The following is a 25444-nucleotide window of genomic DNA, read 5'->3' as shown; positions in this document are numbered from 1 at the left end:
GGGGTTCGATGATGATCAACGGCGAACTCGATGCAGCCGGCCTCGAGGGAACGGACCTCCGCGCCGCCTACGCCCACTGCCGGGCCGTCAATGCCAGAGACGGAAAGACCTTCTTCCTGGCCACTCGGCTGCTCGCGCCGCAGCAGCGACCCGCGGTTCACGCCTTGTACGGGTTCGCCCGCTACGCCGACGACATCCTCGACGCCTTCGACGGACGCGACGGTGACCTGCGGGCCGAGCAGCTGCGGTCGTTGTCGGACCGGTTGTTCGACTGCCTGACCGGTGGCGCCTCCCCCCTCGGTGACCCGGTCCTGACGGCCGTCGTACACACCGCACACCGATACGGCATCGGCTGGGATCTGTTCGACGACTTCCTGGCCTCCATGCGGATGGACCTGACGGTCACCGGTTATCCGGACCGCGCCGCGTTGGAGCGGTACATGCACGGCTCGGCGGAGGTGATCGGGCTGCAGATGTTGCCCATCCTCGGCACCACGGTGGCCCGCGAGGAGGCCGCACCGCATGCCGCGGCGTTGGGAAAAGCGTTCCAGCTCACCAACTTTCTCCGCGACGTGGACGAAGATCTGGCCAGGGGCAGGGTGTACCTGCCTGCCGACGAACTGGCCGTCCACGGTGTCGACCGTGATCTGCTGCTGTGGTGCCACCGCAACGGACGCAGCGACCCCCGCGTGCGGCGGGCCTTGGTGGACCAGCATGCGCGGGCCCGCCGGGTGTACCGCGAGGCGGAGCCCGGTATCGCCATGCTGGGGCCGATATCCCGTCCGTGTGTGCAGGCCGCACTCACGCTGTATTCCGAAATCTTGTCCCGCATCGAAGAACTCGACTTCGAGATCTTCGGCACCCGGGCGAGCGTCGGCAAACCCCGACGGGCGGTGGTCGCATTGCGTGGTCTGGCCGGCGCCTGGTGGGCGCGAACCGCGGTACGGCGCCGATGAGCACCGCACTCGACCACTGGCAGTACCTGCTGGTGTTGGCCGCGTGTGTGCTCATCACCGCGCCCCTGGAGCTGTTCGGCCGCGGGGTGTACCGGCAGCCCCGCCGGCTGCTCACGGCGATCCTGCCGGTCGCGGCGGTCTTCTTGATCTGGGACGCGGTCGCGGTGGCCGCCGGCGTGTGGCACTACAACCCGCGCTACCTGCTCGGTGTGGTGCTGCCCGGCGCCCTTCCGCTGGAGGAGGTGTTGTTCTTCGTGGTCATCCCGATGTGCGGGCTGCTGACCTACTCGGCGGTGGACACCATCCTGTCGTGGCTGAGCAGGCGGCGGGTGGAGTCCGACCGATGACCGGCCTCGGCTACACGCTACCCGCGGTGCTGGCCGTCGCCATCGTGGTGGTGCTCGAATGGAAGGTGTTGCGCACCGGGCTGTTCCGCCGTGCCAGCTACTGGATATCGATGGTGATCGTGCTGGGCTTCCAGATTCCGGTGGACGGCTGGCTGACCAAGCTCTCGGCGCCCATCGTGATCTACGACGACCGGCACACCAGCGGTGTCCGGTTCCCCGTCGACATCCCGGTCGAGGACTTCCTGTTCGGTTATGCGCTGGTGACCGGCGTACTGCTGTTGTGGGAGCGGCAACGGGCCCGCGCCGAGGAGTCCCGGTGACGGCGCCGGATCCACGGCGGGAACGACTGCCGGGCGGTGCCGGGTTGCCCGACACCGCCGGCCTGTCCCGGGTTCCGACCGTCGCCGTCGTCGGCGGCGGTATCGCCGGACTTGCGGCGGCGACGGGCCTGGCCGAGCGCGGTGTCGGTGTCCACCTCGTCGAGGCTGCCGACCGGCTGGGCGGCCGGGTGGCCGGCTGGCCGGAGTCCCTGGCCGACGGTAGCCGCGCCGGGATGAACCGGGGTTTCCACGCCTTCTTCCGGCAGTACTACAACCTGCGGGCCCTGTTGCGCCGCGCCGACCCGCACCTGCGAGCGCTCTCGCCGATTGCGGACTATCCCCTGGTCGACGGTGACGGGCGCCGGGACACCTTCCGCGGGTTGCCGCGCACGCCGCCGTTCAACGCGCTGGCGTTCGCGCTGCGCAGTCCGACGTTCCGGATGCGCGATCTGATGCGACTGGATGCCAAGGCGGCCGCGCCGCTGGTGACGGTCGGGGTGCCGTCCACCTATGACCGGTTGGACCATCTCGACGCGGCCACCTTCCTGCGGGATATCAATTTTCCGGACGCCGCACGCCATCTGGCCTTCGAGGTGTTCGCCCGCAGTTTCTTCGCCCGGCCCGACGCGCTGTCCGCCGCCGAACTGGTGACCATGTTCCACATCTACTTCCTCGGCTCGTCCGAAGGCCTGGTCTTCGACGTGGCTAATGCCAATTTCGATGTCGCGCTGTGGAATCCGCTGCACGACTATCTTTCCGACCTCGGAGTGCGCTTTCACCTGGGCGCCGCGGTCGAAGCGGTGGACCGCACCGACACCGGTGTTCGGGTACGGGCCGCCGGCGCGCCGGACATCGAGGCCGACGCGGCAGTGCTGGCAACCGATGTCACCGGCTTGCAACGCCTCATCGCGTCGTCGCCGACGCTCGGCGACGAGGGTTGGCGCGGGCAGGTCGCCGCCCTCGGCACCGCACCGGCATTCGTCGTGCTGCGGTTGTGGCTCGATCGACCGGTACGTCGCGACCGCGCCGCCTTCGTGGGAACCGGCGGCCGGCCACCGCTGGACAACATCAGCGTTCTGGAGCGCTACGAACGCGAAGCCGCGCAGTGGGCCAGGCGTACGGGAGGATCAGTGGTCGAATTGCACGCGTACTCGGTGACCGAATCCGACGCCCAGGTTCGGGCCGCGCTGCTGGCGCGGATGCACCAGCTCTACCCGGAAACGATGCATGCCGGCATCGTCGACGAACGCCTGCTGCGCCGCCAGGATTGTCCCCGGTTCGCACCCGGTGATTTCGCCGGGCGGCCCACCGTGACCACCCCCGATCCACGAATCATGCTGGCCGGCGACGGTATTCGGGCCGATGTGCCGGTAGCGCTGATGGAACGCGCCGCCACCACCGGATGGCTGGCCGCCAACGGCCTGCTGGCCGGCTTCGGATTGGCCGGCCACGATCTGTACACGGTGCCCACCCGCGGGCGCTCGCGCGGACTGCGGCTGTTGGCCGCCCGTACCCAGGAGCGGCACCGATGACCGGGGCGCTGCGGCGCTGGGCCGGACACATCTCGCCGTTCACCACGCTTGCCCCCACCGCATGGTCGGCACAGCGGCCCACCTACGGCGACGCCAACCCGGCGGTGATCCAGGCGGCACTGCGCCGGACCGTGAGCCGACCCAGCGGCAACTGGTTCGCGTTCGCCGACAGCTCACGCATCGGCACCACGCCGCTGGGCACCCGCGTGGCGGGGGTGCCGATCGTGGCATGGCGCGGTCAGGACGGTGCGCTGCTGGCAGGTCCGCGCGCCTGCCCTCATCTCGGCGCCGACCTCGCCCGGTCACCGGTCGAGTGCGGGGCCTTGATCTGCCCGTGGCACGGGCTGCGCCTGGACGGTCGTCGGCACGGGACCTGGCGGCCACTACCGACCTTCGACGACGGCGTGCTGAGTTGGGTGCGCCTGGACGCGGTCGGCGGCGAGACCCCGACCGAGGCACCCATTCTGCCGGTGCGCCCGCCGGAGCCCCGGTTGGCGGCGGTGGCCGCCGTGGAAGGTGTCTGCGAACCGGATGACATCGTGGCCAACCGACTGGATCCCTGGCACGGCGCCTGGTTTCACCCCTACTCGTTCACCGCGCTGCGGGTGCGCCACGCTCCCGCAGCCACCGACGATCTGCGCCCCGAGGATGACCGCTTCGTCGTCGACGTCACTTTCAAGGTCGGTCGGCTGGGGGTGCCCGTGGTCGCGGAGTTCACCACCCCGGAGCCGCGCACCGTGGTGATGCACATCGTCGACGGCGAGGGGGTCGGCAGTGTCGTGGAAACCCACGCCACCCCGCTGGGCATTGGCCTGGACGGCCGGCCCAGGACCGCGGTGCTGGAAGCGGTGATCGCCCACTCGGATCGCAAGCACTTCGGCAGGTCGAAGGCCGTCGCCCCGCTGCTCCGCCCGCTCATGCGGATGGCCGCCGCTCGGCTGTGGCGTGATGACCTCGCCTACGCCGAACGGCTGTACCAACTGCGGTCGGCCAGGTGATCGCGACGTGACCACGTTTGTCTCAACCGCGGTCGGGGTACGTGGACTGCCATGCCCAGCCCCATCACCACCGACACGCCGCAGGAAGCGCCCGCCACCGTCGGGCTCCTGCTGAACTTCGCGGCACTCATCACGATCACCGCCGCGTTCGCGCTCGGCCTCGACGGGCGGACCGGCACTGCGGTGCTACTCGCCGTCGCCGGGTTGGGTGGGTTCATCGCCAGCCTGGTGTGCTTCGCCATGGACAGCTTGGACAGTTCGCGCGTCGAGTCACCCCTGGACTGAGCCCGAGTCCGAGATCGGGTCCGCGACACCAGCTGTCCCGCAACGCCATCCATGGCCGGCACATCTCGGATTACGCTCGGCGGCGTTTCGATTTGGTGACGGTATTGCGGCACCGGCGCAGCACATCACCGGCGGGCCAGGCCCGACGCCCGAATGCTGGCAATAATCGCTTCTCACCCTGGGTGTTACCTGGCAGCCGGTGAGCGCATTTTGACCTCACAGCAAATTTCGGTGCGACGCACCCATTTGCAAACAAAAAGACCAGCGTATGGAGCTTATGCGCGGCCCGACGACCGAGACGGCATCGTCCGGGCGCCACGAGCGGCGACGTCGCCCGTCGTTGCTGGCATCCCGTCCGGCGAGCGGCCAGGACATCCCTACCCGCCCGCCGCCCACGCCGCGGGGCGCCGCGCGGCACCCGGAACGCAGGTCGAACAGCGCTGTGCAAGAGCGCGGTTGATCTGCATTAATGATGCGCAACCGCTTGGCCTGCCAGAAAGGCTGTCATGCCCGCCATCCGTGTCCGCCCCGTCAATGTCCGCCCCGTCAACCGATTACTGATGGCCGTTGCCCTGGTGGCGGCGGCGCTCAACGGCATCGCACCGCAACCCCGCGCCGCAGCCCTGGCCCCGCTGACCATCGACACCTCGGCCTCGGCGATGGGCATGGCCGAATCCAACCTGTACTTCATGAATGCCACCGATCTGGCCACCGCCATGCAGAACTTCACGGCCATGGGCGTCAAGCAGATCAGGGTGTTCCTGCCCTGGCGGGCGATGGAACCGCAGAAGGGCCGGTACAACTGGGTGGACGCCGACAGGATTCTGGATGCCGCTGCGGCACAAGGGCTGGCGGTGGTCGGCGCGGTGACCAGCACCCCGACCTGGGCGTCCAGGGCCTATGGCTTCTGGCTGCCCAACGCGGCACCGGACGACCCCAACGACTACGCCAGGTTCATGACGCAGGTGGCCCAGCGGTACGGCTCGCGCAGCAGTGCGCCCCGGATCGCCGCCTACGAGATCTGGAATGAGCCCAACGGCAACACCGGATGGTCGCCGCAGCCGAACGTCGCGGGCTACACCGCGTTGCTCAAGGCCGCCTATACCGCCGTCAAGCAGGTCGAGCCGTCCGCCCCGGTGATCGGCGGCGTCCTGGGGGCCGGCCTGACCTTCGGCACCTGGACGATCAACCCGGTCAACTACCTGACCCAGATGTATTCGGCAGGCGCGCAGGGTTACTTCGACGCGCTGTCTTTCCACCCGTACAACTTCTCCAGCAGTTTCTCGGCCGGTGCGCCGTACGCGAATACGCCCTACCAACAGTTGAAGTCGTTGCGGGCGTTGATGAATGCCGCCGGTGACACCACCAAGCTGATCTGGACCACGGAATACGGCGTCCCGACATCGGCGGTGAACGCGCAGACCCAGGCCGCCTGGATAACGGATTTCGCGACCACCTGGTCGACGTTGCCCGGTGTCGGGCCGATGTTCATCTACTGCCTGGTGGACCGGCCCAACGAAACCCCGTGGGGCGTGTTCAACCAGGCTTGGACTGCCAAGCCGGCGGCCACGGCCATCGCCAATTGGATTGCCGCACACCCGGTCGGCGGCGCCGTCATCTCGAAAACCAGCGGCTAACGGACCGTCGCACGCGCAAGGTCGATGGCGTACTGGCTGACGAACGTGCCCGCCGACGGTTCACCACGGCCACACGACCCGTCGGATTCGCCGACGCGTTTCACCCACAGGTAGGCGTCGGCGTGCGGTCCGGCGGTGTCGGTGGTCGGCGGGGTACCCAGCGCCCGGCCGTCGGGATTGCACCAGTAATACTCGCCGGCCGCCGGCCCCGCACCGTTGCGCGACGTGTCGATCACGTAGTGCGCGCCGCCCGTCTGACCGGAAATCGCTTCGCCGTAACCGATCTCTTCGTCGGTGGTGAAGTAGTTGGTCGTGTTCAGGCTGAAACCCCGAGCCTTGGCCACGCCCACCTGGTTGAGCCGGGCCGCCATGGTGTCCGCACTCACCCACCGGGAGTGGCCCGCGTCGATGTAGACGGCGGCGGCCGGGTCACGGGTCAGCGTGTCCACGGCATAGCTGATCAGGTCGAAGCGTTCCTGGCGCTGGTCGGCAGACAGGCAGTCGGCCATCGCCAGCGCATCGGGCTCCAGGATGATCGCGGCCGGCATGGCACCCAGCCCGGCGGCGATCCCGTCGATCCACTGCCGGTAGTCGGCACCGGACGAGAAACCGCCCGCGGCGTAGCTCCCACAGTCCCGGTGCGGGATGGCGTACAGCGCCAGCACCGGCGTGGCACCGGCCGCCTGGGCGTCGCCGGCGAGCTTGGCCACCGTGCCACCGACCGTCGCGGCGGAGAACGCCTGATCGAGCCAGTACGCCTGCGGGGTGTTGGCGATGGCCGTCAGTTCGGCACTCGGCGGGTTGGCGGCCTGCGCGGCCCGCATCGCCTTGGAGATCGGGTCGACATAGAACGGCCGGCCGGCGAGCGGGTTCGAGTCATCGGCCAACCGGATCGCCGGGGCCGGCTCCGGTGCGGTCGGGATGACCGAGCAACCGACACCGGCGACCACCGCGGCCGCCACGAACGGGGAGATCCACCGCGCGACGGCGCCGGCAGCTGAGGACTTCACGCCAGAAAAATAGTGTGGCTGGTCACTTCGCGCCAACCGCGATGGAGCTGCCCAGCGGAGCTGCAAACCACCCGCGGTCACCGCACACCGGCACTGCATGGCGGTTCGATGCCGACGCACTCGACACAGCAACACTTGGTCCGGACGGCCCTGCCGCGGACGACACGCCGACGTGCCGGGAGACGAACAGCGATGCCGGAACTGCGGACCCGTTCGCCGGCAAACGACGCCGCGCGTCGGCGCTGGACCGAGAACTTCCTGCCCCGGACACCACCGCGGCCGACGGACACCGTCACGCTCGAACCGGTCGCCGGTACGTGAGCCTGTCGAACTCGCGGCCGTACTCGTCGACGGCCGTCACGTCCATTTCGCTCACCAGCACGCCGGGTCGGACGTCGACGCGCAGGAAGGCATAGTTGCGGAACCGTACCCGCGACCAGCCCACGGCTTCTGGCTGTTTCGCGCCGCCGGCGGTCCAGACGTAGCTGTTGGGCACGCTGGTGTCGGCCAGTACGTTGCCTCGGTAACTCTCCAGTTCACCCGGCTGGAATCCATAGCGTGGCCGGCCCCCGCAGCCGACGGTGTAGTACACCGTCCCGTCGGTTTCCGGGTAGACCACATCGTTGTCCAGGGCCGCCCTGGTCGGGGCGCCGGCCCGGATGGGGTCGGTGCGTTCGAAGACGTGGTTGTGGCCCTGCAGCACCAGGTCGACCCGGTACCGGTCGAACAGGGCGCACCACGCCGCCCGGACTCCGCCGTCGCTGGCGTGCGCGTCGGTGGTCGAGTAGGCGCAGTGGTGGAAGAAGCACACGATGAAGTCGATCGCCGGATCGGCGCGGTAGCCGGCCAACGTCCGCTCGGCCCAGCCGGTCTGCGCGCCGCCGGAGTATCCGGTGTTGGCGGTGATCTCGTAGGTCACGTCGTTGGCGTCCAGGGAGAGCACCGCGACGTTGCCGTAGCTGAACGAATACACCGATGGGCAGTTCGCCGGGCCGTTGCCGGGGAAGTCGAGGCGGGCCAGATGGCCGCCGTAGCCGTGAGTACCGTAGGCGGCCTCCATGTCGTGGTTACCGGTGGCGAACATCCACGGTGTGCTCGACGCGCTCGGTTCGATGGACCCCAGGTAGACGTCCCACACGAAGGGATTGAACTTGTCGAAGCCGGTGGGCGGCGTGCCGCCGGGACCGACAAAGGCCGCCGGCTTGCCCATCCCGGACGGGTCGGCGTAGGCGATATCGCCTGCCAGTACGTGGAAATCCGGTCGCGCGGCGATGATCTGGTTCAGCACGTTGGCGGTGTGCGGGACGTCGGGATCGTTGTCCGGCTTGTAGTAGCTGTCGTCGTAGTCACCCCTGGCCAGCCCCGGCGGCAGCGCCGGGGTCTGGTCGGTGCCCTGATCCCCGATCATGGTGAACCGGAACGGATCTGTGGCCGCCCGCGAGCGCGGCATCGCCGTCGTCGCGATCCGCACATCGCTGGCGAAGCCGTCATCGGTTCGCCAGCGGTAGTGGTGCGCCGCCGCCGGCGGTAGTCCGTCGACCGGTACGTGCACATAGAACTGCTCGGCGGCCAGTACGCCGCCGCGCCCGTCCGGGATCTGCGTCACCAGGTTGCGCACCTCGGCTTGCACCGTCGCACCCAGGTCCGGCGTCGGACCGTGGTCCAGGAATACCTTGCCACCCTTGGGATTTCGGGACAGCTGCGCCGACATGCGCAGCTGGGTGGCCGCGTCGGCGCCGTAGCCGACCCGCCGGTTGGCGACCGTCAACGGTGCGTCCAGCGCGTAGGCCCGCTGCCCGAACGGCGAAGCCCCGAGCGCGGCAACCGCCGTGGCGGCGGCCGCACCGCCGAGGAAGGCGCGCCGGGACACCGGCCGCCTGCGCAGATAATCCCGGTGCCAGTCGTAACGCTCGGCCATCGTCATGCGGGCCGCCGCGGCCGGCGGTATGCCGGTGTCCGGGACATCCTTGGCTTTGTCCATCAAGGGGTCCATCACTGGATGGTCACCCACATCCGCGCCCCGTGGCTACCGGGGCGGGCGAACCACAACCGAACACCCGATGAACACCCGAGCGGAGGCGGGTGTGCGCTAGAGTCCCGGGCTAACCCCTCCCTGCCCCTCACCTGAAGGTATGCGAGCTCGTCCGTTGAAACGCTTCCACCGGGTCGCGCTGATCGTGCTGCTGGCCCTCGGCGCCCCGGGGTGTGGCCCGGGTCCGGCTGCGCCCGCACCGGCCACCCTGGATGCTCCGGCGCCGGCCGTGCTGGGCCTCGGCAGCGCCGAACGCATCAACGCCTGGCGCAAGCAGCATTACGAGGCGTTCAAGACGCTGGGCACCGCGTCGGGCCGGCTCGCGATGGCGATCAACCGGGCCGACTTCGACGGTATCCACACCATCTGCCGGGACCTGACGATCGCCAATCAGCAGATCCGCACCAGCCTGCCCACCCCGGATCAGGCGTTGACCACCGCGCTGCGTCAGATGACCGGCCAACTCAACGAGTTGACCACCCGCTGCCCGACCTTGAGTTTCCGCTCCAGCACCGGCGAATTCATCCAGTTCGGCGCCGAGGTCAAGGGGGCTGCCCGGTCCTTCGAGGCGGCCCGCGCCATCCTGCGCAGCGCCGAACGTCGGTGACAGCACCGGCGCACCGGATGCCGCTGCCCTGCGCAGGTTCACCGCCGGCCGCCAGCGCCGGCGCCCGCTTTCGACCCACCCTCCGCGAACGGCTTCAAGGATCGGCCCGATACCGCATCGGGGCAACGCTTTTGCGGCCGGCGACCACTCGCTGAGTCGGAGCTGTGCGGCGTCAGGCGCAGGCTCCGGGCTGTGGAACCCCTGCCGGGGCGTTGCTGCGGGCACCGACTCGCGGAGCGCCGAGGACCACCGATCTTGAACGCTAGACTGGGTGGAATTCTCGGGGGAGGTTGTTTTTGAGCACGATCGACAAGGCGGGACCCACGCCGGAGTTCCGTGACCGTGTGCATGCCGCAGCCCGTGAAGAGTTGACGCAGTGGGGTATCGACCGGTTCAGCATCGTGGCCCTGGCGGACCGGAATGGGTTGCCGGTGCACGACATCCTGCAGTTCTGGGCCGATGAAGCCACCCTCATCATCGATGTCCTGCTGGACGGTGCCGGGCGGCAAGCCGTTGCACCGGACACCGGGTCCCTGCGAGAGGACCTGTACGCCCTCGCCGCGGGCATGGCCGCCTATGTCTCGTCCGACCAGGGTCATCAGATTCAGGGTTCACACCTGATCGGCGAACCGTTCCTCGACGGCATCGAGATTCGGCGCACCCTGTGGCGGGTGCGGGCCCAGCGGTTGAGTGTGGTGTTCAGCCGGGCCCGCGAGCGTGGCGAGTTGCGCGCCGGGGTCGACGCCGCGGTAGCCCTGGAAATGCTGCTGGCCCCGATCAACATGCGCGCCCTTTTCACGGGCGAAGCGATCGACGATCCGTACTGCCGGCAGGTCGCCGATCTGGTGTGGCAGGCGATTCGGGCCTGACCGCGCGATCCTCGGTTTGGATTGCTGCGGTGTGCGCGCGTTAGTGTGCTGTGGACAGCCTCAGCGAACGCGCAGATAGAGAAGTTGAGCCCAGCCATGACCGCAGCAGCAGATACGTCGACCCTCGATTCCCGGGTGGGCCACTACTACCAGATGGAAGACACCTATCTGGTGGGCCGCGAGAAGATCCGCGAGTTCGCCCGTGCGGTGCAGGATCACCACCCCGCGCACTGGAACGTCGACGCCGCCAAGAAGCTGGGCTACCCGGGCCTGATCGCGCCGCTGACCTTCACGTCGGGTCCGGCCATGGCGTGCAATCAGCGCATGTTCGAGCAGGTCGTGGTGGGTTACGACATGTATCTGCAGACCGAGGAGGTCTTCGAGCAGCACCGTCCGATCGTGGAGGGTGACGAGCTGCGTATCGACATCGAACTCACCTCCGTGCGCCGCGTCGCCGGACGCGATCTGATCACCGTCACCAACACCTTCACCGACACCGCCGGCGAGGTGGTGCACACCCTGCACACCACCGTCGTCGGGGTGACCGGCGAAGAGGTCGATCCGGCGATCCGGCCCGCCGTACAGGGCGTGATGATGCACGGCATCAACATGCTCGGCGCCGAGGAATCGGGCGCCTACGAGAAGACCCTGCGCCCGGCGGTCGAAACCCGGATCGCCGAACCCACCGCCGCGCCCACGTCACCGTCGTTCGACGATCTGACGGTCGGCGACGAATTGCCGGTGCACCACACCCGCCTCTCCCGCGGGGACCTGGTGAACTACGCCGGTGTGGCCGGCGACGCGAACCCGCTGCACTGGGACGAGAACATCGCCAAGCTGGCCGGCCAGCCCGACGTGATCGCCCACGGCATGCTGACCATGGGGCTGGGCGCGTCGTTCGCGTCCTCGTGGACGGACGACCCCGGCTCGGTGAGCCGCTACGCCGTGCGGCTGTCCCAGCCCGCGGTGGTTCCGGCCGACGGCGGCGCCGATATCGAGTACAGCGGCAAGATCAAGTCGCTGGATCCCCAGACCCGCACCGGCGTCGTGCTGGTGGGCGCCAAGTCACAGGGCCGCAAGATCTTCGGGCTGGCCACCATGAACATCCGGTTCAGCTGAGCCCCGCCGCCGGCCTTGTGTCACGCGGCACCGACGCAGATACTTAGATCAGATAATGGTTCGGTGAGTGCGAGGGGCGACCGTGAATCTCTGGGGTGATCTGACGATCCTCGACGGACTGCTGGCGCTGGGTCTGGTCGGCTGCGTATACGTCTACGTCCGCCGGTTGGAGAACCGCACGCCGGCCGCACTCGGCGAGCAGGTGGGTGCCCACAAGGCGATCCTGGCCAAACTGCGCCGCCGCGAGCCGATGACGCCGGCCGAGTTCGAGTATGCGACCGAACTGGTCGAAGACGCTCGCTCACCGCTGGCGTACGCCATTCCCGCCGTCCTGTTCAGCTGCGGGTTCTTCTACGTGGTCGGTTGCCTCTATGAGCTGCACGTGCACGGCGGCAACCCGTCGTTCCGGACGTTCATCGGCGGCATCCCGATGCTCAGCTCGATGAACATCGTCGGGCAACTGCGCCGGGTGGCGCGGCACCAAAGCAAGCTGGCCGATATCGAGATCGTGGACGACGCCGACACCGCCACCCATCGACTCAGTCCGCAGACGGCCTGACGTGCTGCGGCGCTGCCGCGTCCCCGTCCTCCCACAGCAACAGCTGGCGCACCGATGCCCGTGAACCGTAGGGCTGCAGCATCTGGCTGGCGGGCCGGGGCCGCACCCGCAGCGGCCACCAGAACCACCGACCGAGCAGCGCCGCGATGGCCGGCGTCATGAACGACCGCACGATCAGGGTGTCGAACAGCAGCCCCAAGGCGATGGTCGTGCCGATCTGACCGAGGATCCGCAGATCGGCGAAGATGAACGAGGCCATGGTCGCCGCGAAGACCAGGCCGGCGGCCGTCACCACCGCACCCGACCCGGCCATGGCCCGGACGATGCCGGTGTTCAGGCCGGCCCCGATCTCCTCCTTGAAGCGGGAGATCAGCAGCAGGTTGTAGTCCGATCCCACCGCCAGTAGCAGGATCACCGCCAGCGCCAACACGATCCAGAACAGTTCGACCCCGAAGATGTCCTGCCAGATCAGCACCGACAACCCGAACGAGGCGCCCAGCGACAGTGCCACCGTGCCCACGATGACGAACGCCGCGATGATGCTCCGGGTGATGAACATCATCACCAGCAGGATCAGCGACAGCGCCGCGATCCCGGCGATCATCAGGTCGTACTTGGCGCCGTCGGCGATGTCCTTGTAGGTGGCCGCGGTGCCCGCGATGAAGATCTTGGACCCGGCCAGCGGCGTACCCTTCACCGCTTCCTGGGCGGCGTGCCGGATCGCGTCGATATGCGAAATGCCTTCCGGTGTCGCGGGATCGCCCTCGTGGGTGATGATCATCCGGGCCGCCTTGCCGTCCGGAGACATGAACAGTTTCATGCCCCGCACGAATTCGGGATTGGAGAACGCCTCGGGCGGCAGATAGAAGGAGTCATCGGTCTTGGACGCGTCGTAGGCCTGGCCCAGCGCGGTGGAGTTCTGCAAGGCCGCCTGGGTCTGGTCGTTGATCCCCGAGGTCGTCGCGTAGTTGGTCAGCGTGAGATCGCGGTTGGTCTCCTGACTCTGGATCTGCGGCGGGATCAGCGCCAGCAACTTCGGTTGCAACGCATCCAGTTTCGCGATACTGCCGGCGACATTGCCCAGTTGGTCGGTCAGTGCGTCGATACCGTCGAGAGCGTCGAACACCGACCGGATGGCCGCACAGGCCGGGATGTCGAAGCAGTGCGGTTCCCAGTAGAAGTAGTTGCGCAGTGGGCGGAAGAAGTCGTCGAAGTTGGCGATCTTGTCGCGCAGATCATTGGCCGTCGCGACGGTCTGTGCGAACGCCTTGGCCTGCTCGTCGGTGACGGCGCCCGATTGTTGTTGCAGCGCATACTGCTGGCGCAGCACGTCGATCGAATTGTTGATCACGTCAACCTGTTTGAGCAGATCCGACCCCCGCGCCTGCTGGAACGGCAGGTTGTTGATCTGAGAGGCGCTGCTCGCACTGATCTGGAACGGGATGGAGGTGTGGTCCAGTGGGGTGCCCAGCGGCCGGGTGATCGACTGCACCTGCGCGATGCCGTCGGTGTGGAAGACGGCCTTGGCGACGCGCTCCAGCAGGATCATGTCGGTGGAATTGCGCAGGTCGTGGTCGGCCTGGACCATCAGCAGTTCCGGGTTGAGCCTTGCCTGCGAGAAGTGTCGTTCCGCGGCGGCGTAGCCGACATTGGCCGGGGCGCCGGCCGGCATGTAGCCCCTGGCGTCATAGCTGGTCTTGTAGTTGGGCAGGGCGATCAGGCCGATGAGGGCGATGGCCACGGTGGCCACCAGGATGGGACCGGGCCAGCGCACGATCGCCGTGCCGATCCGCCGCCAGCCCTGGGTCTGCAGCCGGCGCGCGGGCTCGAAGAGACCGAAATGCCTGCCGATGCAGATCAGCGCCGGGGCCAGGGTCAGTGCGGCCACCACGGCCACCAGCACGCCGGTGCCGGCGGGAATGCCCAGGCTCTGGAAGTACGGCAGCCGGGTGAAGGTCAGGCACATCACCGCACCGGCGATGGTCAGTCCGGAGCCGAGGATGATGTGCGCGGTGCCGTGGTACATCGTGGCGAACGCGGCCACCCGATCCTCGCCGGCATAACGGGCTTCGTGGAACCGGCCGAGCAGGAAGATCGCATAGTCGGTGCCGGCGGCGATCACCAGCAGGGTCAACAGGTTGGTGGAGTACGTGGACAGCTCGATGATGCCGGCGTTGGCCAGCACCGCAACCACCCCACGGGAGGCGGTCAACTCGATCATCACCGTGAAGATCACGAAGAACACCGTGCTCAGGCGGCGGTACAGCGCGAAGAGCATCACCGCGATCACCCCGATGGTGATCAGGGTGGTCTTCAGGGTGCCCTGCCTGCCGACCTCGAACTGGTCGGTGACCAGCGGCGCCGCACCGGTGACATAGACCTTGAGGCCGGGCGGGGGCGGCGTGTGGTCGACGATGTCGCGGACCGCGTCCACCGACTCGTTGGCCAGCGACTCGCCCTGGTTGCCGGCCAGGTACACCTGCACCAGCGCGGCCTTGCCGTCGGAACTCTGCGAGCCGGCCGCCGTCAGCGGGTCGCCCCAGAAGTTGTCGATGTGTTCGACGTGCTTGGTGTCCTGCGACAGCTTCTGCACCAGGCCGTCGTAGTAGTGATGGGCGTCGGCGCCCAGCGGCTGGTCACCCTCCAGCACGATCATCGCCGAGCTGTCGGAGTCGAACTCCTGGAACACCTTGCCGATCTGCTTGCTGGCTTGCAGCGACGGCGCGTCCTGCGGGCTCAGGGACACGTTGTGCGCTTCGGCGACCGTCTCCAGCTGCGGCACGAAGACGTTGGTGACGACGGCCAGACCGAGCCAGAAGAAGGCGATCAGCACCGAGTACCGCCGGATGAAGTCGGGAACGCGGTTACGGGGGGTCATCCGGATTTGTCCAGGCAGTAGGTGAGGGCGTTCAGGGTGTTGACCGTTCTCTCGTCCTTCACGGCGTCATCGATCTTGATGCGGCAGCCGATGGAGTCGCTGTCACCCTGGGCGGTGACGTTGACGAAGACGGCCGGCTGCGTGGTTGTCGTGTCGTAGGCCCAGGGCAGGGTGACGTTGTCGGCGCGCTGCGGTTGGGCGTTCACGTCCAGGTAGGTGATGGTGGCGACGGTGCCCGGCGGGCCGAACACCTCGATGACCACGTGTTTGGGGTTGAACGGCACGATGTCGTTGTCCGAGCCGCTCGGCGTGGACGTGACGTCGTGCGAGGCGAAGATGCCGTGCAGGCGGAACACGGCGAAACCGGCCACCGCGACCACCAGCACCGCCACCAGATACATCCAGCGTTTTCCCAGCTTTCTGCTGAACGAAACCCGTTGCATCCGTGACCCTTTCATGTGCAGTGTCAGGGACTGACGGTGGCGGCTTTTAGGACGGCTAATCAACTAGGTTGACGGTACGACACCGTGCCGGGCATCACAACACCAGCGCGCGATCTAGCTGAGTTCGGTGACCCGGCCCCCGTCGACATGCCAGGACCGATCCAGGCGGATGTTCTGCAACATCCGCCGATCATGGGTCACCAACAGCAGGGTGCCGTCGTAGCTTTCCAGTGCCTGCTCGAGTTGTTCGATGGCGGGCAGGTCGAGATGGTTGGTCGGCTCGTCGAGCACCAGCACATTGGTCCCGCGGGCCTGCAGCAGCGCCAGACCCGCCCGGGTCCGTTCCCCCGGTGACAGGTCCGCGGCCGGCCGCTCCACGTGGTCGGCCACGAGCCCGAATTTCGCCAGCAGGGTCCGCACGTCGGCGGTGGACCAGGCCGGCATCCGTTGTTCGAAACTGTCCACCAGCCGCTGCGCGCCGGCGAACTCCGCCCGCGCCTGGTCGATCTGCCCGATGGCCACGCTGGCGCCCAGACTCGCGCGGCCCCCGTCGGGCTGCCGCCGGCCCAGCAAGACGCTCAACAGCGTCGACTTGCCGGCCCCGTTCGGGCCGGTGATGCCGATCCGGTCACCGGCACCGACGTGCAGCGACACCGGGCCCAGCACGAAATCCCCTTGCCGCACAACCGCATTGTCGAGGGTCGCCACCACCGAACTGGACCTCGGTGCGGATCCGATGGTGAACTGCAGCGTCCACTCCTTGCGCGGCTCCTCGACCTCCTCGAGGCGGGCGATCCGGCTCTCCATCTGGCGGACCTTCTGCGCCTGTTTCTCACTGGACTCGGTTTGCGCCCGGCGCCGGTTCTTGTCGTTGTCGGGTGCCTTGCGCATGGCATTGCGGACACCCTGGCTCGACCATTCCCGCTGGATCCGCGCGCGGCTCACCAGGTCCGCTTTACGCTCGGCGAATTCCTCGTACTCCTCGCGCCGGTGCCGCCGGTTCACCTCGCGCTCTTCCAGATAACTCTGGTAGCCACCACCGTAGACGGTGGTGGTGTGCTGGGCCAGATCCAGTTCCGCAACCCGGGTTACGGTGCGGGCCAAGAACTCTCGGTCGTGGCTGACGAGTACCACACCGGCCCGCAGATCCCCGACGAAACGCTCCAGCCGGGCCAGGCCGTCGAGATCCAGATCATTCGTCGGCTCGTCGAGCAGCACGATGTCGAACCTGGACAACAACAGTGCGGCCAGTCCGACGCGGGCAGCCTGTCCGCCGGACAGCGCCGTCATCGGCGTCGAGTCTGGTTGCAGCACAGCCGAATCGAGTCCCAAGTCGGCCAATACCGCGGGTATCCGGTCGTCCAGGTCGGCCGCACCGGTAGCCAGCCAGTGCTCCAGGGCGGCTGCGTATGCATCCGCGCTCGCGGCAGATTCGTCGAGCACCGCCGCCGTCGCCTCCATCGCCGCCGTCGCGGCGGTGCACCCCGTCCGGCGCCCGATATATCCGGCAACGGTTTCGCCAAGGACCCGCTCGTGCTGCTGAGGCAGCCAGCCGACGAAGGCGTCGGTCGGCGCGACGCTGACGGTGCCGGCCAGCGGCTGGAGATCACCGGCCAGGATCCGCAGCAGGGTGCTCTTGCCGGCGCCGTTCGCGCCGACCACCCCGATCACATCGCCCGGCGCCACGGTCAGGTCCAGATCCTCGAACAGGGTGCGATGCGCGAACCCACCGGCCAAGCCCTTCGCGACGAGCGTTGCGGTCATGGCCCTATCGTCGCAGGGCGGCGAATGTCCGAATCTGCGGGCACTGGCGCAGCGATATCCGCGCTCGTGCCGATCGTCGGGTAGGTCGCGGCCACCGCGTGTAGCCGGCCGCGCGCCCGGGTAGCCACCGGTGGTTCGCCGGGCCCTGCCACGGCGCGGAGGGAGGTCGGGGTGTCTGGATGGCCGATGTGGGGGCTTGTGCTCGCCTTCGCCGCCGCCGCAGCGGCGGTGTGGGCGGCCGGATTCTCACTGTCGAATCAGACCGACGTGCTGTCGGCGCGCTTCGACCTCGGATCCGCACTGGGCGGGCTGATCCTGCTGGCGATCGCGACCAACCTGCCCGAGATCGCCATCGTGGCCAGCGCGTCACTGTCCGGCAATCTGGGCGTGGCGGTGGGAAACATCCTGGGCGGCATAGCCATTCAAACCGTGGTGCTGGTCGCGCTGGATGCCTTCGGGGTTCGCGGGAAGCGACCCCTGACCTATCGCGCCGCGTCGCTGGTGCTGGTGTTGGAGGCGGTGCTGGTGGTGGCGGTGCTGGCCATCGTGATCGCGGGCACCCAACTGCCGCCATCCCTGATCGCGCTGCGGGTCACCCCGGCCCCGCTACTGATCGCCCTGACCTGGGTGGTGGGCCTGCTGCTGTTGCGGCGCGCCGGGCGGTCGTTGCCGTGGCACGAGTCCGGGCAACCGCCCGACGGCCAGGAACATCCGCGCGGTCAGAGCACCACCGAGCGCGTGCGCAAGCAGAACATCAGCACGGCGAAGTCGGCGGGAATCTTCGCGGTCGCCGCCGCGGTCACCCTGGTGGCCGGTGTCGTGCTGGAACGCAGCGGTGACGCGATCGCCGACCATATCGGCCTGTCCGGTGTGCTGTTCGGCGCCACCGTGCTGGCGGCCGCAACCTCCCTCCCGGAGTTGTCGACCGGCCTGGCGTCGGTGCGCATCGGTGACTACCAGCTGGCCGTCTCGGACATCTTCGGCGGCAACGCCTTTCTGCCCGTGCTCTTCTTGATGGCCACCGTGATCTCGGGGCACGCGGTGCTACCGCAAGCCCAGCACACCGACATCTACCTGACGGCGCTGGCCATGGTGCTCACGCTGATCTACGCGACGGGGCTACTGTTCCGCCCGAACCGGCGCATCGCCCGGATGGGCGTCGACTCGCTGACCGTCCTCGTCGTGTACGCCATCGGCGTCGCCGGCCTGTTCGCCATCGCGCACGGCAGCTGAGCGTCGACGCGTCACCTCCGCCGCGATCGCCGCCAGGAGGTCGGCCACCGCACCGCGCGGCCGGTCGGTGTCGACAACGTGCGTGGCCGACTGCCGCAGCAGCGGCTCGATCTCGGCGATGTCCGCGGCGATGCGGCGACGTTCCGCTTCGGTCTTGCCGAACGGGTTGTTGGTGCGTTCGGAAAGTCGGTCGAAGATCACCGCGGTCGGCGCGCTGAGCAACACGATCGCGTCGAATCGGTGGTAGAAGTCGACCTGGTTGGCGACCGTGCCCTGGACGAACAGCGGGGCATCGCGGTCCCGTGCCAGCAGCCCGTCGATCAAGGGTTCACGCCAGAGCGGCTCGCCGGCCACGACGTGAATCCAATCGTCATCGTCGGTGTCAACGGCGGTGAACCCGCGGCGGCGCAATTCGTCGAGCGCCGTCGTCTTCCCCACTCCCGACATCCCGGTCACCAGGACTGCGGGGTGTCTTGTCACGGGAACCTCACGTGTCGCAGAGCCCGGCGGCCTTCTCCTCGGCGATGATCTGATGCAGTGGCTGGCCCAGGTGCGCGGCGAAATCTTTGGTGGCTCGCATGTTCCACACGCCCTGCTCGTAGACCATGAAGCGCACGCCCTGCACACCCTGGCCGTTCATCCGGACGACGGCCTGCCCGTCGTCCTCCATCTGCAGGCCCGACACGTTGAGGCGTGGACCGGGCTTCTTGCAGGTCTCGTAGAAGGTCACGAAGTCGTCCTGCGAGATGCCGGCGCGGACGTCCGCGGTCATCCGCTCCCACACCGTCCCGAAGTCACCGGCAGTGAAGCTGTCGACGATGCTCTGGGCGGCAACGGTGGCCGCGCCGAGCGTGACCGAGGCGCCGCCCGCGGTTTCGGCGGGATAGGCAGCGAGGCTGGGCGCGGCGGAACCGGCGGTACCGTACACGCCGCATGCCGTACACATCGCCGCCACGGCCGCCGCTGCACAGGACGCAAGGACCGACCTCATGGCGGGCAGAGTAGTTGGGATCGCCGGCGAATGCAGGCCGAACAAGCCGCAGCTATCCGAACGGACGGGCCGACGGCGACCCGTCGCGCGCTGTCCGGGCATCAGGCCAGGCCCGTCGCCGACCGTCGCCGCCGCGAGATCGCGTCGACACTGGCCGCCAGGAGCAGCACCCCGCCGGTGACCAAGAAGTTGATGTACGACGACTGGTTGAGCAGGCCCAACCCATTGGCGATGGTGGCCACCACCACCCCGCCGATGACGGCATCCAGCGCCCGCCCCCTGCCACCGAACAGGCTGGTCCCGCCGATCACGGCCGCGCCCACGGCGTACAACAGCACGTTCCCCGCGCCCGAAGAGGCCGAGACCTTACCGCCGTAGGACGCGGCGATGATGCCGCTGAGCGCCGCGAGCGAGGAGCACACCACGAACACCGACATCCTGATGCGGGCGACGTTGATCCCGGCTCGGCGCGCCGCCTCGGCGTTGCCACCCACCGCGTAGATGTGCCTTCCGTAGGAGGTCCGGTTGAGGATCACGCTGAGCGCAATCAGCAGTGCCCCGACGATCGGCAGGACGTACGGGATACCGCGGATCTCCACATTCGGGTTCACGCTGCGGTTGAGGTTGAGCACATAGGCCACCCCGAGCGACACCGCCGCCACCCCGGCGATGCGGGCGATCACCACACCGATCGGGGGGTGCACCAGGCCGAGGGTGACCTTGGTGCGGTGCCGGTACAACTCCAGGCCGGTGAACCCGGCGACGATGAGCAACGCGAACAGCCATCCGGCGGTGACCGACATGTTGTCGATGGTGATACCGCGGATGACGGGGTCGTCCACCCGGATCGAGCCGCCCTCCCCGATGAGCTTGAGGGTCACCCCCTGCAGGCCGAGGAAGAAGGCCAGCGTCACGACGAACGACGGGATGCCGAGCTTGGCGCGTAGCAGGCCGATCGCGAGGCCGATCACCGCGCCGCACAGCAGGCCCACGAGCACCCCGGCCCACCACGGCCAGCCATGGTTGACGATGGTCAGACCCATCGCACACGCCGACACGCCGCCCGCCACGCCGGCGGACAGGTCGATATCACCGAGCAGCAGGACGAACACCAGGCCCATGGCCAGCACACAGATCGACCCGGCCTGGGTGACCAGGTTGGCCAGGTTCAGTGCCGAGGTGAAGCGCTCGTTGGCGATCCCGAACACGACGAACAGCACGATCAGGCCGAGCACCGCGGGCAGCGATCCCATGTCGCCGCCGCGGACCCGGCGCAGGTAACTGCGTACGGCGTCGCCGAACGTTTCGTCGGCGCGGGCGTCGGCGGCGAAGTCGGCGTCGGCCAGTTTCGGATTGAGAGTTGTCATACGGCGGTCCTCATATCGACTGAGCGGCCTCGGCCGGGGCCAGGCCCAGGCTGCCGGAACGACCCGCGGTGATCAGCTCGACCACCTGGCTGTGGCTGACCTCGGCGGCTTTGACCTCGGCGGCCACCCGCCCGAGGTACAGCGCGCAGATCCGGTCGGCCACCTCGAATACGTCGTTCAAGTTGTGCGAGATGAACACCACGCCCACCCCCTGATCGGCAAGCCGGCGCACCAGGTCGAGCACCTGCCGGGTCTGTGCCACGCCGAGCGCGGCGGTGGGCTCGTCGAGCAACACCACCTTGGCGTTCCACAACACCGACTTCGCGATGGCCACCGTTTGCCGCTGGCCGCCGGACAGGCTGGACACCGGCTGGCGCACCGACTTGACCGTGCGCACCGAAAGTGACGCGAGCGCTTCGCGGGCAAGGGATTCCATCTTCGCTTCGTCGAGTGCACCGTGGCGCTTGAGCTCACGCCCGAGGAACATGTTCGACACGATATCGAGGTTGTCGCACAGCGCCAGATCCTGGTAGACCACCTCGACACCGAGCGCCGACACATCGTTGGGTCCGTGCACCGTGACCGGATCTCCCTGGAACACATAGGTTCCGGTGTCCAGCGGGTAGATCCCCGCGATGGCCTTCACCAGCGTGGACTTGCCGGCGCCGTTGTCCCCGACCAGTGCCGTGACCTCACCGGGATACACGCCGAAGTCCACGTCATGCAGCACATGCACGACGCCGAAACTCTTGTTGACGCCCCGCAACTCGAGGATGGGTGGATTCGTGGCCGACACGATTTCTTCCCCGCCCTTTCCGGATGTCCCTACAGCCCCGCGGCGCTGCACGCCGCCGCGAACTGCCCGGTGCAGACATCGGTCTTGGCCTGGCCACCGTCGTCGAAGACCACCTTCACGGTGTCCTTGGTGATGGATTTCGGGGTCAACAACACCGCCGGCACGTCGCGGTTGCCCTTGTCGTCACGGGATGTGCTGTTGGTCTTGGGTTGTTCGCCCTTGGCCAGGGCGATCGCCGCCTCCGCGAGTGCGCCGGCCTCTTCCTTCGCGGATTTGTAGACGCTCATGCACTGGGTTCCCGCGAGGATGTTCTGCAGTCCTTCGACGGTCGCGTCCTGGCCGGTGACCGGCACCTGCCCGGCCCGGCCGTTCTTCTCCAGGATCGAGATCACCGATCCGGCGAGTCCGTCATTGGCCGCGTACACGCCGTCGACCTTGCCGTCGGCGGCCGTGTACATCTGCTCGAAGATGGTGACCGCCTTGTCGTTGTCCCAATCCGGCACCGCCTGCTCGGCCACCACCTTGATCGACGGCACCTTGTCGACCACCGAGTGGGCCCCACCGGTGAACAGGGTGGCGTTGTTGTCAGTGGGAGATCCGTTGAGGAACAACACATTCGAGGGTTTTCCGGCGAGGCAGTCGACCAAGCCCTGGCCCTGCAGCTGCCCCACCTTGTTGTTGTCGAACGAGACGTACACGTCGGCCGAGCCGCCGAGGGTCAGCCGGTCGTAGTCGATCGTCTTGACGCCCTGGCTGGCCGCCTTCTGCTGGATGGAGGCGCCGCTGTCGGAGTCGAGGTTGACCAGGGCGAGTACCGTGACGCCGTCGGCGATCATGCCGTCGGCGATGGTGGCCATGTTGTCGGCGGATCCCTCGGCGTTCTGGATCGAGTACGGCACGCCGGCGGCCTTGAAGGCGGCCTCCAGTGCCGGTCGGTCCTTCGACTCCCAGCGGACCGACGACTTGGTGTCCGGCAGGATGACGCCGATCTTCTGCCCCTGGGCGTCGCCGCCTCCCCCGGCGCTGCCGCCGCCACCGCCGTTGCTGCCGCACGCGGTGAGCGTGAGGCCCGCACCGACGACGACGGCGAACATCAGCCCGCTGATCCGCTTCATGAACCGCCCCTCATCCATATCCGCCGATCGCTCGGCCTTTTGTTGTTCCGGACAACTTATAGCGTGACGTGCGTCACGTCCAGCGGCTTGGTGCCATTGGTGTTCAACGTGCGCCCATCAGGTGCTCGATGGCCAACTGGTTCAACCGGACGAAACCGAAACCTTTGGCCCCGAAATAGGAATCGGCGTCGAAGTCCTCATACGCCGAGCGGTCGGCCAGCAACTCCCGATAGGTCTCGCCGGCGCCCAGGGTGCTGCGCCGCAGCTCGTCGACGCGGGCGGCCCGGCGGGCCTCGGCAACTTCAGGGTCGGCCCGGAACGCTGCGGCACGCTGCTTCAGCAGCAGGTACATCCGCATGTTGGCCGCCGCCGAGGCCCACACCCCCGCACTGTCCTCGGTGCGGCTGGGCTTGTAGTCGAAATGCCGGGGTCCGGTGTAGCTCGGCCCGCCGTCCACGCCGCCGTGCTCCAGCAGGTCCACCAGCGCGAAGGCGTTGGCCAGGTCGCCGTGGCCGAAGACCAGGTCTTGGTCGAATTTGATACCGCGCTGGCCGTTGAGGTCGATGTGGAACAGCTTGTCGGCGTACAGCGCCTGGCTGATGCCGTGCATGAAGTTGAGCCCGGCCATCTGCTCGTGACCGGTCTCCGGGTTGACGCCGACCAGTTCCGGGTGGGCGAGGGAATTGATGAATGCCAGCGCATGCCCGACGGTCGGCAGCAGGATGTCACCGCGTGGCTCGTTCGGCTTCGGTTCGATGGCGAACCGGAGCGGGTACTTCTGGTCGATGACGTAGTCGGACAACAGGTTCAGCGCTTCGCGGTAGCGCTCGAGCGCCGCCTGCACGTCTTTGGCACTGTCGTATTCGCTGCCTTCGCGGCCGCCCCACATGACGAACGTCTCGGCGCCGAGTTCGGCGGCGAGATCGATGTTGCGCAGCACCTTGCGCAGCGCGAACCGCCGGACGTCGCGATCATTGCTGGTGAATCCGCCATCCTTGAAGACGGGGTGGGTGAACAGATTGGTGGTCACCATGGGCACGACCATGTCGTTGGCCTGCAGGGCCGTGGTCAGCCTGGTGATGGCGCGCCGGCGCTCGTCGTCGCTGCTGCCGAACGGGAACAGATCGTCGTCGTGGAAGGTGAGGCCGTATGCACCCAGTTCGGCGAGCCGCTCCACGGCCTCGACCACATCCAGGGCGGGCCGGGTGGCCACCCCGAACGGGTCGTTGGCGGTCCAGCCGACGGTCCACAGGCCGAAGGAGAACTTGTCCGAGCGTTTGGGCATGAGATCGGGCGTTGCGGTGGCGGCGGATTCGAGGATCGACATGGCATGCTCCTGAAACTGGATTTGTTGCTTCGCCGAACATAAGATGTGGCGCAGACCACTGTCAAGGGAGGGTTCTCGGATGGGGATCGGCACCAACACCGACGACGTCCGGCGCCGGAACCTGTCGGCGGTCCTCACGCTGGTGCACCGCGCTCGCGCCCTGAGCCGGTCGGAGTTGACCCGCCGGACCGGCTTGTCCCGCTCGACGGTCAAGGACCTGGTGGAGGAACTGGCCGCTGCCGGCCTGATCGAGGAGTCGCAAGCGGCGCCGGCCAGCCAGGTCGGCAGGCCCAGCCCCATGGTGCGCCCGCAGAGCGGCACGCTGGCGATCGCAGTGAACCCCGAAACCGACGCGGTCACAGTCGGTTTGGTGGCCCTGGGTGGCACCGTTCTCGACGTCACCAGATACCCGACGCACGGCGTGCCCAGCGTGCGCGACACCGTGGCCATCACCGCCAAGGCGGTGACCCGAATCGAACGCGGCCTGGACCGGACCCAGCGCGTCACCGCGATCGGCGTGGCGGTGCCCGGCCTGGTGCACGCCCCGACCTCGGTGGTGCGGCTGGCCCCCAACCTCGATTGGCACGACGAGGCGCTGGGCCAGATGCTCAGCACCGCAACGGGGTTACCTGTCTTCGCGGCGAACGACGCCAACCTCGGTGCCATCGCCGAGCACATCTTCGGAGGCCACCCCGCCGCCCAGCACATGATCTACGTCAACGGCGGCAAGAGCGGGATCGGCGCCGGGTTCGTGGTGGCCGGTGAACTGCTCGAGGGCGCGGCGGGCTACGCCGGCGAGCTGGGCCACACCTACGTCGGCGGTGCCGGGCCGTGTCATTGCGGACGCATCGGCTGCCTGGAAACCGAGGTCAGCGAATCGAGCCCCAAGACACCTGCACACCAGGCCCAATACCTCGGCATTGCGCTCGGCAACGCGATCAACCTGCTCAATCCGAACCTCATCGTGCTCGGCGGGTTCCTGGGGTCCTTCCCGGCGCAGGCGGACGCGGCGCTGGCGACCGCGATCACCCGGCATTCCATGCGGGTGCCCAACGAGCAGGTCCGCATCGTGCCAGGCACGCTGGGCACGGACACGCTGATGATCGGCGCCGCCGAGGCCGCGTTCGCCGCTCTGCTCGCCGACCCGGCCGGCTATTACCGGCCTGCGGTCGAGCAGAGCGGTGACCGACGATTGACGTCACCCGCCACGTGACCATCGCTGGCACACTCGGCGAGGTCCGTCGGCTCGGCCGCGTCCG

General features: G+C 68.0%; 24 protein-coding genes. 13 read left to right on the top strand and 11 right to left on the bottom strand.

Going from position 1 to position 25444, the window contains the following annotated elements:
* Window positions 1–11 precede the first annotated feature (11 nt).
* From AWB94_RS00700 to AWB94_RS00670, 7 genes are all read left to right on the top strand, one after another.
* Window positions 12–956, top strand: coding sequence for a phytoene/squalene synthase family protein (locus AWB94_RS00700; RefSeq protein WP_062655302.1), 945 nt, complete (start codon window positions 12–14; stop codon window positions 954–956).
* Window positions 953–1303: a lycopene cyclase domain-containing protein gene (locus AWB94_RS00695; RefSeq protein ID WP_062655301.1), complete on the top strand. Its 351-nt coding sequence runs from the start codon at window positions 953–955 to the stop codon at window positions 1301–1303. Before AWB94_RS00700 ends, AWB94_RS00695 begins: the two co-directional genes overlap by 4 nt.
* Window positions 1300–1623 (top strand): lycopene cyclase domain-containing protein, encoded by a 324-nt coding sequence (locus AWB94_RS00690; protein ID WP_062655242.1) that lies wholly within the window; start codon window positions 1300–1302, stop codon window positions 1621–1623. Before AWB94_RS00695 ends, AWB94_RS00690 begins: the two co-directional genes overlap by 4 nt.
* Entirely contained in the window at window positions 1620–3155 is a 1536-nt protein-coding gene (locus AWB94_RS00685) for an FAD-dependent oxidoreductase (RefSeq protein ID WP_062655241.1), read from the top strand. The genes AWB94_RS00690 and AWB94_RS00685 overlap by 4 nt, the downstream gene beginning before the upstream one ends.
* On the top strand, window positions 3152–4153 hold the full coding sequence (locus AWB94_RS00680) for a DUF5914 domain-containing Rieske (2Fe-2S) protein (protein ID WP_062655240.1): 1002 nt from the start codon (window positions 3152–3154) through the stop codon (window positions 4151–4153). The genes AWB94_RS00685 and AWB94_RS00680 overlap by 4 nt, the downstream gene beginning before the upstream one ends.
* Window positions 4154–4204: 51 nt before the next feature.
* Window positions 4205–4438, top strand: a complete 234-nt coding sequence (locus AWB94_RS00675) for a hypothetical protein (protein WP_062655239.1) — start codon at window positions 4205–4207, stop codon at window positions 4436–4438.
* A gap of 506 nt (window positions 4439–4944) precedes the next feature.
* Complete coding sequence (locus AWB94_RS00670; protein ID WP_062655238.1) at window positions 4945–6075, top strand: cellulase family glycosylhydrolase; 1131 nt, start codon at window positions 4945–4947, stop codon at window positions 6073–6075.
* Here AWB94_RS00670 and AWB94_RS00665 read toward each other — a convergent pair.
* Together AWB94_RS00665 and AWB94_RS00660 are read right to left on the bottom strand one after the other, a co-directional pair.
* Complete coding sequence (locus AWB94_RS00665; RefSeq protein WP_084395016.1) at window positions 6072–7184, bottom strand: glycoside hydrolase family 6 protein; 1113 nt, start codon at window positions 7182–7184, stop codon at window positions 6072–6074. The genes AWB94_RS00670 and AWB94_RS00665 overlap by 4 nt on opposite strands.
* Before the next feature lie 193 nt (window positions 7185–7377).
* Window positions 7378–9078: a metallophosphoesterase gene (locus AWB94_RS00660; RefSeq protein WP_062655299.1), complete on the bottom strand. Its 1701-nt coding sequence runs from the start codon at window positions 9076–9078 to the stop codon at window positions 7378–7380.
* A 139-nt stretch (window positions 9079–9217) separates the two neighbouring features.
* Between AWB94_RS00660 and AWB94_RS00655 the strand changes: the two genes are divergently transcribed.
* The 4 genes from AWB94_RS00655 (at window position 9218) to AWB94_RS00640 (ending at window position 12271) form a co-directional block, all read left to right on the top strand.
* Window positions 9218–9724 (top strand): hypothetical protein, encoded by a 507-nt coding sequence (locus AWB94_RS00655; RefSeq protein ID WP_131805213.1) that lies wholly within the window; start codon window positions 9218–9220, stop codon window positions 9722–9724.
* A 296-nt stretch (window positions 9725–10020) separates the two neighbouring features.
* Entirely contained in the window at window positions 10021–10593 is a 573-nt protein-coding gene (locus AWB94_RS00650) for a TetR-like C-terminal domain-containing protein (protein ID WP_084395015.1), read from the top strand.
* A gap of 96 nt (window positions 10594–10689) precedes the next feature.
* Complete coding sequence (locus tag AWB94_RS00645) at window positions 10690–11712, top strand: fused (3R)-hydroxyacyl-ACP dehydratase subunits HadA/HadB (RefSeq protein WP_062655236.1); 1023 nt, start codon at window positions 10690–10692, stop codon at window positions 11710–11712.
* A gap of 82 nt (window positions 11713–11794) precedes the next feature.
* Window positions 11795–12271, top strand: a complete 477-nt coding sequence (locus tag AWB94_RS00640) for a hypothetical protein (protein ID WP_109762009.1) — start codon at window positions 11795–11797, stop codon at window positions 12269–12271.
* Here the strand turns inward: AWB94_RS00640 and AWB94_RS00635 are convergent.
* The 3 genes from AWB94_RS00635 to abc-f all read right to left on the bottom strand — a co-directional run bounded on the left by AWB94_RS00635 (window position 12252) and on the right by abc-f (window position 17356).
* Window positions 12252–15149, bottom strand: coding sequence for an MMPL/RND family transporter (locus AWB94_RS00635; RefSeq protein WP_062655235.1), 2898 nt, complete (start codon window positions 15147–15149; stop codon window positions 12252–12254). The genes AWB94_RS00640 and AWB94_RS00635 overlap by 20 nt on opposite strands.
* Entirely contained in the window at window positions 15146–15592 is a 447-nt protein-coding gene (locus tag AWB94_RS00630) for an MmpS family transport accessory protein (RefSeq protein ID WP_109762007.1), read from the bottom strand. Before AWB94_RS00630 ends, AWB94_RS00635 begins: the two co-directional genes overlap by 4 nt.
* A 114-nt stretch (window positions 15593–15706) precedes the next feature.
* On the bottom strand, window positions 15707–17356 hold the full coding sequence (gene abc-f, locus AWB94_RS00625; RefSeq protein ID WP_062655233.1) for a ribosomal protection-like ABC-F family protein: 1650 nt from the start codon (window positions 17354–17356) through the stop codon (window positions 15707–15709).
* A 171-nt stretch (window positions 17357–17527) separates the two neighbouring features.
* On the opposite strand from abc-f, the gene AWB94_RS00620 reads away from it, so the two are divergent.
* Window positions 17528–18589, top strand: a complete 1062-nt coding sequence (locus AWB94_RS00620) for a sodium:calcium antiporter (protein ID WP_201029492.1) — start codon at window positions 17528–17530, stop codon at window positions 18587–18589.
* Here the strand turns inward: AWB94_RS00620 and AWB94_RS00615 are convergent.
* From AWB94_RS00615 to xylA, 6 genes are all read right to left on the bottom strand, one after another.
* On the bottom strand, window positions 18476–19069 hold the full coding sequence (locus tag AWB94_RS00615) for an AAA family ATPase (protein ID WP_234811554.1): 594 nt from the start codon (window positions 19067–19069) through the stop codon (window positions 18476–18478). The two genes, AWB94_RS00620 and AWB94_RS00615, sit on opposite strands and share 114 nt — an antisense overlap.
* Window positions 19070–19076: 7 nt before the next feature.
* Window positions 19077–19580: a hypothetical protein gene (locus AWB94_RS00610; protein ID WP_131805212.1), complete on the bottom strand. Its 504-nt coding sequence runs from the start codon at window positions 19578–19580 to the stop codon at window positions 19077–19079.
* 101 nt (window positions 19581–19681) lie between these two features.
* Window positions 19682–20947: a sugar ABC transporter permease gene (locus AWB94_RS00605; RefSeq protein WP_062655230.1), complete on the bottom strand. Its 1266-nt coding sequence runs from the start codon at window positions 20945–20947 to the stop codon at window positions 19682–19684.
* A gap of 10 nt (window positions 20948–20957) precedes the next feature.
* Complete coding sequence (locus AWB94_RS00600) at window positions 20958–21743, bottom strand: ATP-binding cassette domain-containing protein (protein WP_062655296.1); 786 nt, start codon at window positions 21741–21743, stop codon at window positions 20958–20960.
* A 29-nt stretch (window positions 21744–21772) separates the two neighbouring features.
* Window positions 21773–22858, bottom strand: coding sequence for a sugar ABC transporter substrate-binding protein (locus tag AWB94_RS00595; protein WP_062655295.1), 1086 nt, complete (start codon window positions 22856–22858; stop codon window positions 21773–21775).
* A 103-nt stretch (window positions 22859–22961) separates the two neighbouring features.
* The gene (gene xylA / locus AWB94_RS00590; protein ID WP_062655229.1) at window positions 22962–24185 is read right to left on the bottom strand and encodes a xylose isomerase; all 1224 of its coding nucleotides are present in this window, start codon (window positions 24183–24185) and stop codon (window positions 22962–22964) included.
* A 79-nt stretch (window positions 24186–24264) separates the two neighbouring features.
* Here xylA and AWB94_RS00585 point away from each other — a divergent pair, with 79 nt between their 5' ends.
* Complete coding sequence (locus AWB94_RS00585; protein ID WP_062655228.1) at window positions 24265–25398, top strand: ROK family transcriptional regulator; 1134 nt, start codon at window positions 24265–24267, stop codon at window positions 25396–25398.
* Window positions 25399–25444 lie beyond the last annotated feature (46 nt).

Origin of the sequence: Mycolicibacterium canariasense (genome assembly GCF_002101555.1) — a bacterium.
Lineage (GTDB): Bacteria > Actinomycetota > Actinomycetes > Mycobacteriales > Mycobacteriaceae > Mycobacterium > Mycobacterium canariasense.
Note: the sequence above shows the minus strand (reverse complement) of the source record. Positions and strands in the feature narration are given on the sequence as shown.

Excerpts from the sequence above, each read along its gene's own strand:
- AWB94_RS00700 (WP_062655302.1), top strand. The coding sequence starts at position 12 with ATGATCAACGGCGAACTCGATGCAGCCGGCCTCGAGGGAACGGACCTC.
- AWB94_RS00695 (WP_062655301.1), top strand. The coding sequence starts at position 953 with ATGAGCACCGCACTCGACCACTGGCAGTACCTGCTGGTGTTGGCCGCG.
- AWB94_RS00690 (WP_062655242.1), top strand. The coding sequence starts at position 1,300 with ATGACCGGCCTCGGCTACACGCTACCCGCGGTGCTGGCCGTCGCCATC.
- AWB94_RS00680 (WP_062655240.1), top strand. The coding sequence starts at position 3,152 with ATGACCGGGGCGCTGCGGCGCTGGGCCGGACACATCTCGCCGTTCACC.
- AWB94_RS00675 (WP_062655239.1), top strand. The coding sequence starts at position 4,205 with ATGCCCAGCCCCATCACCACCGACACGCCGCAGGAAGCGCCCGCCACC.
- AWB94_RS00670 (WP_062655238.1), top strand. The coding sequence starts at position 4,945 with ATGCCCGCCATCCGTGTCCGCCCCGTCAATGTCCGCCCCGTCAACCGA.
- AWB94_RS00665 (WP_084395016.1), bottom strand. The coding sequence starts at position 7,184 with ATGCAGTGCCGGTGTGCGGTGACCGCGGGTGGTTTGCAGCTCCGCTGG.
- AWB94_RS00660 (WP_062655299.1), bottom strand. The coding sequence starts at position 9,078 with ATGGACCCCTTGATGGACAAAGCCAAGGATGTCCCGGACACCGGCATA.
- AWB94_RS00655 (WP_131805213.1), top strand. The coding sequence starts at position 9,218 with ATGCGAGCTCGTCCGTTGAAACGCTTCCACCGGGTCGCGCTGATCGTG.
- AWB94_RS00645 (WP_062655236.1), top strand. The coding sequence starts at position 10,690 with ATGACCGCAGCAGCAGATACGTCGACCCTCGATTCCCGGGTGGGCCAC.
- AWB94_RS00635 (WP_062655235.1), bottom strand. The coding sequence starts at position 15,149 with ATGACCCCCCGTAACCGCGTTCCCGACTTCATCCGGCGGTACTCGGTG.
- AWB94_RS00630 (WP_109762007.1), bottom strand. The coding sequence starts at position 15,592 with ATGCAACGGGTTTCGTTCAGCAGAAAGCTGGGAAAACGCTGGATGTAT.
- abc-f (WP_062655233.1), bottom strand. The coding sequence starts at position 17,356 with ATGACCGCAACGCTCGTCGCGAAGGGCTTGGCCGGTGGGTTCGCGCAT.
- AWB94_RS00610 (WP_131805212.1), bottom strand. The coding sequence starts at position 19,580 with ATGAGGTCGGTCCTTGCGTCCTGTGCAGCGGCGGCCGTGGCGGCGATG.
- AWB94_RS00605 (WP_062655230.1), bottom strand. The coding sequence starts at position 20,947 with ATGACAACTCTCAATCCGAAACTGGCCGACGCCGACTTCGCCGCCGAC.
- AWB94_RS00595 (WP_062655295.1), bottom strand. The coding sequence starts at position 22,858 with ATGAAGCGGATCAGCGGGCTGATGTTCGCCGTCGTCGTCGGTGCGGGC.
- xylA (WP_062655229.1), bottom strand. The coding sequence starts at position 24,185 with ATGTCGATCCTCGAATCCGCCGCCACCGCAACGCCCGATCTCATGCCC.
- AWB94_RS00585 (WP_062655228.1), top strand. The coding sequence starts at position 24,265 with ATGGGGATCGGCACCAACACCGACGACGTCCGGCGCCGGAACCTGTCG.